Annotated in this window: 9 protein-coding genes; 4 read left to right on the forward strand and 5 right to left on the reverse strand. The window is 61.0% G+C overall.

Translation table 11 applies throughout. The annotated features are described in order from the left end of the window. Window positions 1-69: 69 nt before the first annotated feature. Both C9422_RS02245 and C9422_RS02250 read right to left on the reverse strand, forming a co-directional pair. Window positions 70-741, reverse strand: coding sequence for a TetR/AcrR family transcriptional regulator (locus C9422_RS02245; RefSeq protein WP_116579548.1), 672 nt, complete (start codon window positions 739-741; stop codon window positions 70-72). Beyond that, entirely contained in the window at window positions 738-1,889 is a 1,152-nt protein-coding gene (locus C9422_RS02250) for an iron-containing alcohol dehydrogenase (protein WP_116579549.1), read from the reverse strand. Before C9422_RS02250 ends, C9422_RS02245 begins: the two co-directional genes overlap by 4 nt. Before the next feature lie 407 nt (window positions 1,890-2,296). Here C9422_RS02250 and C9422_RS02255 point away from each other — a divergent pair, with 407 nt between their 5' ends. From C9422_RS02255 to C9422_RS02270, 4 genes are all read left to right on the forward strand, one after another. After that, a complete protein-coding gene (locus C9422_RS02255) occupies window positions 2,297-3,736 on the forward strand; it encodes a hypothetical protein (RefSeq protein WP_116579550.1) in 1,440 nt (479 codons plus the stop codon). Between the two features lie 4 nt (window positions 3,737-3,740). Continuing rightward, on the forward strand, window positions 3,741-5,198 hold the full coding sequence (locus C9422_RS02260) for an acyl-CoA reductase (protein WP_116579551.1): 1,458 nt from the start codon (window positions 3,741-3,743) through the stop codon (window positions 5,196-5,198). A 57-nt stretch (window positions 5,199-5,255) separates the two neighbouring features. Further along, complete coding sequence (locus tag C9422_RS02265) at window positions 5,256-6,317, forward strand: NAD(P)-dependent alcohol dehydrogenase (RefSeq protein WP_116579552.1); 1,062 nt, start codon at window positions 5,256-5,258, stop codon at window positions 6,315-6,317. A 96-nt stretch (window positions 6,318-6,413) separates the two neighbouring features. After that, the gene (locus tag C9422_RS02270; RefSeq protein WP_116579553.1) at window positions 6,414-7,745 is read left to right on the forward strand and encodes an MFS transporter; all 1,332 of its coding nucleotides are present in this window, start codon (window positions 6,414-6,416) and stop codon (window positions 7,743-7,745) included. A gap of 56 nt (window positions 7,746-7,801) precedes the next feature. Here the strand turns inward: C9422_RS02270 and C9422_RS02275 are convergent, their stop codons facing one another. From C9422_RS02275 to C9422_RS02285, 3 genes are all read right to left on the reverse strand, one after another. Then, window positions 7,802-8,242: a thioesterase family protein gene (locus C9422_RS02275; RefSeq protein ID WP_007970234.1), complete on the reverse strand. Its 441-nt coding sequence runs from the start codon at window positions 8,240-8,242 to the stop codon at window positions 7,802-7,804. Window positions 8,243-8,320: 78 nt separating this feature from the next. After that, a complete protein-coding gene (locus C9422_RS02280; RefSeq protein ID WP_116579554.1) occupies window positions 8,321-10,021 on the reverse strand; it encodes an AMP-binding protein in 1,701 nt (566 codons plus the stop codon). A gap of 94 nt (window positions 10,022-10,115) precedes the next feature. Then, window positions 10,116-11,240, reverse strand: coding sequence for a lipid-transfer protein (locus C9422_RS02285; protein ID WP_116579555.1), 1,125 nt, complete (start codon window positions 11,238-11,240; stop codon window positions 10,116-10,118). Window positions 11,241-11,306: the final 66 nt, after the last annotated feature.

Raw genomic sequence — 11,306 nt, forward strand, 5'->3', positions numbered from 1 at the left:
CGATCTTTTGATCCTGCCTTTAAAAGATCGCAGCCTCGTTGCACTCGACAGCTCCTACAGGGGCGTCGTTTATTGACTGGCTGTGGTCAACAGCGCATGCAACATGCGCGCGATCAACAGCGGGGTGTCTTCGTCAGTCAGGTAGCCGGGGTTTTCCAGCAACATCGCCCTGGGTAAAGCCAGCAGTGTCTGGTAAACCAGAAATTCGGCCTTCTCCCGATCCTTCACCACCACTTCGCTGGCAAAGCGCTGCATCAGTGTCGCTGTCGCAGTGGTGTCCCAGATCTGCCTGGCCTTTATCAGATCCAGCCGCACCAACTCGTCGTAATGGGTGGAGCGAACGCTGAACACCGGATCGAACAGGGTTTTCTTGTAATGGGCCGCCAGGCCGACCCGCAAGGTCAGGACGATCCCGTCGAACAGCGTTGCGCTGGCTGGCAATGCGCTGATGCCCGCCAGCAACTCGATGTGAACTTGGGCGCGATAGTCCTCGAAGATCGCCGCAATCAGCGCCTCCATCGTCGGGAAGTATTCGTAGATCGAACTGATCGCCACGCCCGAGTCTTCAGCCAGACGCAGGGCGGACAAAGCAGCCCGCCCTTCTTTTTCAAGAATCTGCCGCCCGGTCTGCTTCAGCGCCGAGACCAGGGCGATAGACCGCGCCTGCCGTGGTGCCTTGCGCGGTTGGGCCGGCACTTCGACCTGAAGAACGCCGCCATCCCCGGTGTGTTTGTCACTCATAGAATTTCCCGGTAGATCGCCAGTACATCTTCGTATCTCACTTCCCGTGGATTATTGCCGAGCAGACGCAGCTGTTTCATCGCATCGGTTGCCAGTGCCTCGAGGTCGGATTCGACGATCCCCACCTCGCGCAAGCGCGCTGGCAGGCAAAGTCCATCCGCCAACGAACCCAGGTATTCGACCAGCGCGGACGCCTTGTGCCTGTCGCAACCCTCGATGCCAGGCAGGACAATGGGGGCCAATTGGGCATACAGGTGCGCCACGGCGTCGAGGTTGAAGCGCATCACCGGTCCCAGCACCATTGCATTGGATACCCCGTGCGGGACATGAAAACGCGCACCGATCGGATAGGCCAGGGCATGTACCGCAGCCACCGGCGCGTTAGCGAACGCCATACCTGCCAGGCAGGCACCGAGCAGCATGTCTTCCCGTGCTTTGAGGTGGGTGCCGTCATTACAGGCCTGGAACAGGCTGCCGGACAACAGCTGCAATGCTTCACGCGCCAGGCAGTCGGAAATCGGGTTTTTCAGGTGTTTGGTGGTGTAAGCCTCAATGGCATGGACCATGGCATCGATCCCTGTCGCTGCCGTGACATGCGCAGGCAAACCAAGGGTCAGTTCTGCATCCAGTACAGCCAGGTCAGGCAGCAGCAAGGGCGAAATAACGACATTCTTCTCGCCCGCACCGGTGGTCACTACCGAGACTGCGGTCACTTCCGAGCCAGTCCCCGCGGTGGTCGGCACCAGAATCAGCGGCAGACGCGGCCCCTTGGCCTGGTTGATGCCATACACCTCGGCCAATGATTCTTGACTGCGGGCCAGCAGGGCCGCCAGTTTGGCAGCATCCAGCGAACTGCCGCCCCCCAGACCCACCACACAATCGGCGCTACAGGCCTTCGCCGCGTCCACCGCGGCCAGAATCACCGATTCAGGCGGATCGGCCTGCACCTGGGAAAACACCGTGACGGCGATGTTTTCGCGCACCAGGCCGTCAAGCACCCCATCGAGCAATCGCGCGGCAATGACGCCCGCATCGGTCACCAGTAATACCGACAAACAACCCATGGCTTTCACCTGCGTGGCGAGCCGGGTCGAAGCGCCCGCTTCAATGACGATTGATGGGGTGGTCTGGAATGTCATTTTCAGCATGAAAACCTCACGAGTTTCTGAGTGGCCGCAGGGGTGGCGAATGCACGACGCGCACGTCCTCCGGAAACCTCTCACGCTAGCGATTTGACGAGCGCCGAGGTCCCCTCGTTCGGGGTGGGGAGATTTAAACAATCAAGATCAAAAGATCGCAGCCTGCGGCAGCTCCTACATTGACCGGGTTGCATCCTGTAGGAGCTGCCGCAGGCTGCGATCTTTTGATCAAGCAAACACAGAGTGATCCGTACAAACTTCCGAGCGAACACTTATTTACCTTGTTTATCAATCACTTGAACTAAACCATCAAACGCCAGAATCCGGAATAAAACCGCGCCAGTCATCCCCATACTCGAACCCTGCCCTACCCGGCCCCGGCCGGTTTTTTTCACCTTCGAGTAGCGAGCCAGACGATGCCCACGGCGCAACAGTCAATAGAACAAAAAACCAAGCTCCTGCTGACCAACCCTGCAAAACTGGTCAACTATTCCCAGCTTGCCTGGCACCAACTGCCCCGCGCGGAAGTTCAAGCGATGCAGTTGTGCGGCTTGCAACAGCGTTTCGCAGACCTGCGAGAGCGCATACCGGTACTGAAGAAGCTTGCCGACGCTGAAGGCATCGAGCACATCGAGCAGCTCGACGATGCTGTGCCGTTGCTGTTCGAGCACACCGTCTACAAGTCCTATCCGCCGTCGCTGCTGGAAAAACGCAGCTTCGCCCAGATCAACAAATGGCTGGCGAAACTGGTGACACCGGAGATCGGCGAGGCCGTCATGGCCGCCGACGTCAGCGCCTGCCAGGGCCTGGACGACTGGTTCGAGACCATGGACAAGGCTGTGCCGGCCCTGCGCATCAGCCATACCTCGGGCACCTCCGGCACCCTCTCGTTCCTGCCGCACGGTGTGCGCGAGTTCGAGAAAACCTTCGAGATACGCCGCTTGTTCGCCTGGAACATGGACGGCCCGGACACACCGAGACCCGAGCTGCACACCGCCTACCCTTACTACCGCAAGGGTTACCTGAGTCATGTGCGCGCCAACGAATTCATGATCAAGGTGCTGCTGCCGGACGAATCCCACTTCCATGCGGCCTACCCGTCGACGCTGTCCACCGACATGCTGCATCTGGGCGCAAAGATTCGCGCGGCATATGCCAAGGGCACCCTCGACCGCCTCGACATCAGCCCGGAACTGTTGGCCCGCAAAAAACAGTTCGATGAGTTGCAGATGGAGGCGCCGCAGCACCTGGCGACGTTCTTCGAGCGGATGGCCTCGCAGCTCAAGGGCAAGCAGGTCTACATCGGCGCGACCTGGAACCTGTTGCACAACATGGCCAAGGCCGGCCTGGAATGCGGACTGGAGAACGTCTTCCATGCCGATTCCTACATCAGCACCACGGGTGGCGCCAAGGGCGTCGTGCAACCTGAAGGCTGGCGCGAGGACGTGTTGCGCTTCACCGGCGCCAAAGCGTTGCATGAAACCTATGCCATGTCGGAAGTCATCGGCGGCTCCCACGCTCGCTGCGAACACGGCCACTTTCACCTGGCCCCAACGGTGATCGCCTACCTGCTCGATCCGGACACCAGCAAGCCGTTGCCACGTGAAGGCCGGGTCACCGGGCGTGCCGCGTTCTTCGATCTGGGCGCCGACGTGCGTTGGGGCGGCTTCATCACCGGCGATGAAATCACCATCGAATGGGACAAACCCTGCGCCTGCGGCCGGCCGAGCCAATACGTCGTCGGGACCATACAACGCTACAGCGAAAAGAACGGCGGCGACGACAAGATCACCTGCGCCGCCACTGAAGACTCCCACCGCGAAGCGATGGATTTCCTGAACACCTTCGAAGGCTGAAACCATGACCCAACCTATCGCGCCGATGATCATTCGCGGCCAAGTCATTACCGACAACCTGATCGAAGTGGGCGGCCGTGGCGGTGACCTCGCCTTTCTCACCCCCGATGCACACCAGTACATCGACAAACTGCCGCTGGGTAACCCGGCAAGGCTGGCCGACCTGTACACGCTCAGCTTCGAGGACATCCTCGATTATGCCCAGGCTCTCGGCGAGCGCCTCGACTTCGCCAGCAACCCCTACCTGCAGGAAGCCTGCGAACTGTCCTACCTGACCGCGCCCACCACGCCGACCATGGTCAAGGGCAGCTACATGGGGCTGCGCCACATGCTCACCCGCGAGGCGATCACCGAAGCGGTGGAAAGCACGGTGGGCATCAAGTATCTGGAAGGCTGGGTCAAACAGCAGTTGATCGACGGCACCGAACTGGAAACCCGCTGCTTCGGCGCACGCACCCTGCACATCGTCGCCGGCAACGCGACCTCCCTGTCACTGCTGACGATCATCCGCAACATGGTGCTGCGCAGCGACGCGATCATCAAGGCACCGTCCAACGACCCGTTCACCGCACTGGCCATCGCCCGCACCATGGTCGACATGGCGCCAGACCATCCGCTGACCAGACACCTCAGCGTGGCTTACTGGAAAGGTGGCGACCAGGCCTTCGAACAACGCCTGTACCAACCGCAGAACCTGGAGAAGATCGTGGCCTGGGGTGGCTATGCCTCGATGAAGCATGTCACCCAGTACATCCAGCCGGGGCTGGAGCTGATCTCCCTCGATCCGAAACGCAGCGCCAGCATCATCGGCAAGGGCACATTCGCCAGCGAAGCGAGCATGCGCGAAGCCGCTGTGCGACTGGCCATGGACATTGGCGCGCTGAACCAGAAAGGCTGCGTGTGTGCCCGTGTCGTCTATGTCCAGAGCGGCACCGACGAGGCCGGCCTGGCGCAGTTGAACACTTTCGGCCGTTACGTCTATGACGCCATGCACACCTTGCCCAACACCTTGAGCACCGTGCCCAAGCGCTACGACCCAAACCTCAAGGCCCACGTCGATGCGCTGCGCCTGGATGACGAGTGGTACCAGGTGATCGGTGGCAAGGACGGTGAAGGCGCCATCATTTGCTCGCAGATCCCTGAGCCGGTGTCCTTCGCCACCCTGCTCGACGACCGCACGGCCAACCTGGTGCCGGTCGATGAGTTGAGCGAAGTCATGGACGCCGTGGATTCCTACACCCAGACCGTCGGTATCTATCCGGAAAGCATCAAGGATGAACTCAAGGACATCCTGCCGCTGTATGGCGCGCAACGCATCGTCTCGCTGGGCTATGCGGCGGCCATGAAATGGGCGGCTCCGCAAGATTCGATCGAGCCGCTGCGGCGCATGGGCAAGTGGATTTCCAATCAGATCGCCTCGCCCGAAACCTCACCGGCGCCCTGGTTGCGCCCGTCTATCTGACCTTCCCTGTGCCCCGACCTCTGTCGGGGTACGCGTTTTCTCTATCAGGAGTCCCCCATGTCAACTTGTCTAGGATTTGCCGCCCATGAGGCCCACGGCGCGCTGACGCCCATTCGTTTCGAGCGTCGGGCCCTGCGTGCCGATGACGTGGCCATCGATATCGCCTACTGCGGCGTCTGCCACTCCGACGCCCACCAGGTACATAACGACTGGAACAACACTGTGTACCCTTGCGTACCTGGCCACGAGATCGTCGGCCATGTGACCGCCGTTGGCAGCAGCGTCAGCCGCTTCAGGATCGGTGACCGGGTCGCGGTCGGATGCCTGGTCGACAGTTGCCAGCAGTGCACGCCGTGCGCAGAGCATCAGGAGCAACTGTGCAGCCATGGCCCGACGCCTACCTACAACGGCAAGGATCGCGTCAGCGGCGAAAACACCCTGGGCGGTTACTCCGACCATATCGTCGTGCGCGAAGCCTTTGTGCTGCGCTTGCCGGAAAGTCTCGATCCACGTTTCGCCGCGCCGCTGCTGTGTGCCGGCATCACCGTGTGGAACCCGATGCGCCGCTACGGCGTGGGCAAGGGTTCGAAAGTCGCCGTCGTCGGTCTGGGCGGGCTCGGTCACATGGCGGTGAAACTGGCCGTCGCCCTCGGTGCCGAGGTCACGGTGATCACCACCTCACCGGGTAAGGCCGACGACGCCCGCGCCCTGGGGGCGAACCATGTGCTGCTGTCGAACGACCAGCAGGCGATGCTCGCCGCGACCAATGCCTTCGACTTTATCCTCGACACCATTCCCAGCCGCCACAACGTCAATCCGTACCTGATGCTGCTCGGTCGCGACGGCGTGATGGTGCTGGTCGGTGCCATCGAACCGCTGGAACCGATCCATGGCGGCCTGCTGATGCGCAACAACCGCACCCTCGCCGGCTCGATCATCGGTGGCGTCCAGCCCACTCAGGAACTGCTCGATTTCTGCGCTGAACACCAGGTACTGCCGAGCTGCGAAATGATCGGCATCCAGGACATCAACACCGCCTTTTCCCGCCTGCAGACCAACGATGTGAAGTACCGCTTCGTGATCGACATGACCACCTTGCGTGATGTGACGCTGGATTAAAGGTACCGCGCTGCGGTGCCCGGCACCGCAGCGCGCTGGCCATTTCCCCGCGTACCAGACAATAAAAACAATCGGTTTACCGTGCAGGAATATTCCATGAATCAACTCGAGCAAACCTTGCCGCTCACCGGGGCAAGCCCTTGCGCCGATCTGGCGAGCATCTATCGCAAGGTCATCTGGCGCCTGATGCCCTTTCTGCTGGTCGCGTTCATCATCAATGCGATCGACCGCATCAACATCTCCTTCGCCAAGCTGCGCATGGCCGAGGACATCCTGTTGAGCGATGCCGCCTATGGCATCGGTGCCGGCATCTTCTATTTCGGCTACATCCTCTTTGAAGTCCCCAGCAACCTGTACATGCAGCGCGTCGGTGCCCGCGCCACGCTGACGCGGATCATGGTGCTCTGGGGACTGGTAACGGTGGCGACGGCGTTCGTCACCACACCCAATCAGCTGATCGGCGCCCGCTTGCTGTTGGGCATGGCTGAAGCCGGCTTCTTTCCGGGCGTGATCCTGTACCTGACCTACTGGTTTCCTTCGGCATTGCGCGGGCGCATCACGGCGGCGTTCATGATGTCGGGGGTGGTCGCCGGGATCATCTGCGGCCCGCTGGCTGACGCGATCATGTCCAACCTGCATGGCTGGCTGGGGTTGCGCGACTGGCAAATGCTCTTCGTACTGACCGGCCTCCCGGCCATCGCACTGGGCATTTTTGGCTGGTTCTGGTTGACCGACCGGCCGGCGCAGGCCACCTGGCTCAGCGCCGAACAGAAACAAGCGCTGGCCGAAGTGCTGGAAAACGAGCCGGGCAAGCGCCAGGGCGGCTTTGCCCAAGTACTGCGCGACTCGCGGCTGTACATCGCCGGGCTGGTGTATTTCTGCATCTACAGCGGCTCGAACACCGTGTCTTACTGGATGCCCACGCTGATTCGGGATTTTGGCCTGCTGGACCTGAAAACCATCGGCATGGTCTCCAGCCTGCCTTATCTGGGCGCGATGGTTGGCATGTACCTGCTCGGGCGCAGTTCCGATCGTCATCTGGAACGGCGTTGGCACCTGGCCTCGACGCTGATGGTCAGCGCCTGCTGCTTCATCCTGCTCGGTTTCGTCCAGGGACATGTCGCCCTGTCGATCGGATTGCTGGCGCTCGGCGCGGCGGCGGCTTTGTCCGCTGTCCCCCTGTTCTGGACCATTCCACCGGCATTACTCGGTACGGCCGGTGCCGCCGGCGGGATCGCGGTCATCAGCAGCATCGGCCACCTCGCCGGGGTTGCCAGCCAGGCCATGGTCGGCGCGATCAAGACGGTCACCGGCAGCCTGTATCTGGCCTTCGACGTGATCGGCGCGGTGCTGGTGTTCGGCACCTTGCTGCTGCTGATCGCAATCCCTGCACGCAGCCTGAATGAACGGCGCAAGCCACCACAATAAGATCAAAAGATCGCAGCCTTCGGCAGCTCCTACAGGGGGTTGGGGGCGCCCGTGAATCAGATGTCGACCAGCAATTGCGCGAGCGCGGTACGCATTGGCCCGGACAAACTGACCGGTCGACGCGATTCGCGCCCGACGTAGACATGCACGAAGTGCCCCTGCGCTGCCGCCAGCGCCTCACCTTCGCGGAACAGGCCCACTTCATAGCGCACGCTTGAGCCGCCGAGCCGGGTGACTCGTACGCCGGCATCGATGACATCGGGGAACGCAATCGGGGCAAAGTAGTTGCACTGGGTTTCGACCACCAGGCCGATGGTCTCGCCGCGTTCATAATCGAGCAGGCCTTCACTCAGCAGAAAGCCGTTCACAACGGTATCGAAGTAGCTGTAGTAGTTGACGTTATTGATATGGCCGTAAACGTCGTTGTCCATCCAGCGGGTCTGGATCGGACGGAAATAGCGATAGGCTTCGCGCGTATGCGCGTCGGGTTTGGACATGGGGAAACACACCTGCAATGAAATGGCCCGGTTCAAGGATTGCGCACGTCGCCGCAGCCACGTGCGCAATGAACCGTTTTATTCGAAAATCACTTTTTGCCGGCTACCGCACCAGGTCTCGGCGCGCTCGACATAGCGTTCCTCGATTTGCGTGCGGCGGATCTTCATGGTCGGGGTGAGTAACCCGCCGTCGATGGTCCAGGGGTCTTTAACCACCACCAGGCAGTCCAGCTGTTCATGATCTTCCAGTTGCGCATTGACTTGATCGAGCAGCTCTTGCAGCTCAACGGCCAGATCGCTGCGCTGCACGCCGCAAGCCAACGCCAGGCGTGTTTCCTCGGACAACGTGACCAGCGCAAAAGGCTGCGGCAGCCCTACCCCGGTCACACAGACTTCGCTGAGGCGTGGATGGCCGCCAAGCTTTGCCTCGATCGGCACTGGCGCGACGTACTTGCCCTTGGCCGTCTTGAACAGTTCCTTGACCCGGCCAGTGATACGCAGTCGCCCCAGTTCATCGAGTTCGCCACGGTCGCCAGTCTTGAAGAAACCATCGGGCAGATAGCTTTCTGCGGTCAGCTCCGGTTGCTTGTAGTAGCCAAGCATCTGCCCGGGACTCTTGACCAGGATCTCGCCGTCTTCGGCAATTCGGCACTCAACGCCTGGCAAGCGCTCACCCACATAGCCAACGCGCACCCGACCGGTGCGGCTGAAATGAGAGCAGGCGAAGTTTTCCGACATGCCATAGCCATCGAGCAGTTCAAGGCCGAGCTGGCGGTACCAGTTGATGATCGGCACTGGCAATGGCGCTGAGCCGGTAAACGCGGTGTGAACATGATTGAGCCCCAGCGCACCGAGGATCTTCTCTTTCATTCGCCCTGCTTCAATGGGATCGGCGAATGCAGCTTCCTGCTCCTCGGTCGGGATTTGTGCGTTGATCCCCTGATAGAACTTGGCCCACAACCGCGGCACCGAAAAGAACACCGTAGGTTGTGCGCGACGCAGGTCCGCGCCGAAGGTTTGCAGGCAATCGTTGAAAAACACATGCATGCCGTAACGCAACGAGGTCGATTCGACGCCTTGTCGTTCGGCACCATGGGCCAACGGCAGGTACGACAGCAGGCGCTCCTGGGGGCCGGGGCCACCCTTACTGTTATAGAGCGCCGTAGCATTGATCTGCGCCACATTGCACATGGTCCCGAAACTGTGCATGACGCCCTTCGGATGACCGGTGCTGCCCGAGGTGTAGATGACGGTGGCCAGGTCCGCCGGCTCCGGCAACGTGATCCGGGCAAGCGGTGCCGACTCGGCAATGATGTCCAGCCACTGATCGCCCTCGGAACGTGGCGAAAGCGGCAGGCTGATGACCGGCATGTTGGCCGGAACACCTTTGCTCGCGGCTTTCCACGCGGCCTCTTCGCCATCCAGCCGGCCCACGAACAACAAGCGCACCTCGGCATGCTTGAGTACATAGGCCACGGTGTCGGCGCTCGCCGTCGAGTACAGTGGCACGCTGATGTGCCCGCTCATCCAGATCGCCAGGTCGGCGATGATCCAATGGGCGCTGTTCTTGCCCAGGATCGCGATCGTCGAACGGCTCGGCAGGTCCAACGATTTCAGGTAGGCAGCCATGCGCCGGGCCTGATCGCCGACCTCGCGCCAGCTGTAATCGAACACCATGCCATTAGGACAAGGTTGCGTCAGGTACACCGAATCGGGCGTGTTGCGCTCCCAATGCTCAAACCAGTGCAGCAGTGTCATTTGCTCTTGTTGTTCGTTCATGACAGGTCCTACGATTTTGAAGGCGGTGTAGCCGCCTGATTATTTTAATCGAGTTGTCGCATGCCGTATCGTGCGCAAGGCTTCAGCCTCAAGGCTAATCGCAGCGATACATGGTCACCACACAGGCGCCGCCAATACTGATGTTGTGTTGCAAGGCGACACGGGCATAGGGCACCTGACGATTCGCCGCTGTCCCGCGCAACTGCCAGACCAGTTCGGCACACTGGGCAAGGCCTGTCGCACCGAGTGGATGCCCCATGGACAACAATCCGCCCGAGGGATTGATGACCCGGTTGCCGCCATAGGTGTTGTCGCCATCCTCGACGAGTTTCTCGGCATCGCCTTGCCGACAGAAACCGAGCGCTTCATACAGCAGGATTTCACTGGCGGTAGAGCCGTCATGCAGTTCGCACACATCGACCTCTTCCGGGCCAATGCCTGCCCGCTCATAGACGTCACGCGCTGCGGCGAAACCCAGCTCATAACCCACCGCACGGTTAGCGCAACCCTCACTCAAACTGCCGGACAGATCGGTGGTCATGGCCTGCGCCGCAATGAAAACCGGGTCGCTGATCCCGCGTTTCCTGGCGAACTCATCGGAGCACAGCACCACGGCCGCTGCGCCACAGGCCGACGAACAGTACTGCAATCGGGTCAGGGGGGCGCACACTTCCTCTTCCAGCACTGTTTCCAGGCTAAGGGGTTGGCGGTGTAGTGCATAAGGATTGAGTGCGGCGTGTTCGCGTGATTTCACTGCGATCATCGCGAAGGTTTCTTTGCGTGCACCATAACGTTGCATGTATTCCCGCGCAGCCCTTGCGCACAGCTCGGTCGCCATCGGCGACTCACCGTCCTGCCGATGCAGCCCCGCCGATTCAGCCGACGGCGTTTCAAAACCCACTGCCAGCACACATTCGGCGATGCCGTGTTCAATGGCCTGACGCGCCAGGTAAAGCGCTGTCGAACCACTGGCACCCTGGTTGCTGACATTGATAATCGGAATTCCGGTCAAACCCAGCTCGGCAACGCCACGCTGGCCGGAAAGGGAATCGCCATGGACGAAACCGGCATAGGCCGCCTCGACCCTGCGATACTCGATGCCGGCGTCTTGCAACGCCAGGCGGCCCGCCTCGGCGGCGAGGTCGTAATAGCGACCACCGACACCGGGCACGGTGAATGGGGTCATGCCTACGCCAATCACATTGACGCGACGATTCATGTAATGGTTCTCCCGTAACAGGGGGCTGCCGCTTGCGTCACGAGGCGCAAGCGGCAGTGCAGTTGC

Source organism: Pseudomonas sp. B1(2018), assembly GCF_003097365.1.
GTDB classification, from domain to species: domain Bacteria; phylum Pseudomonadota; class Gammaproteobacteria; order Pseudomonadales; family Pseudomonadaceae; genus Aquipseudomonas; species Aquipseudomonas laurylsulfatiphila.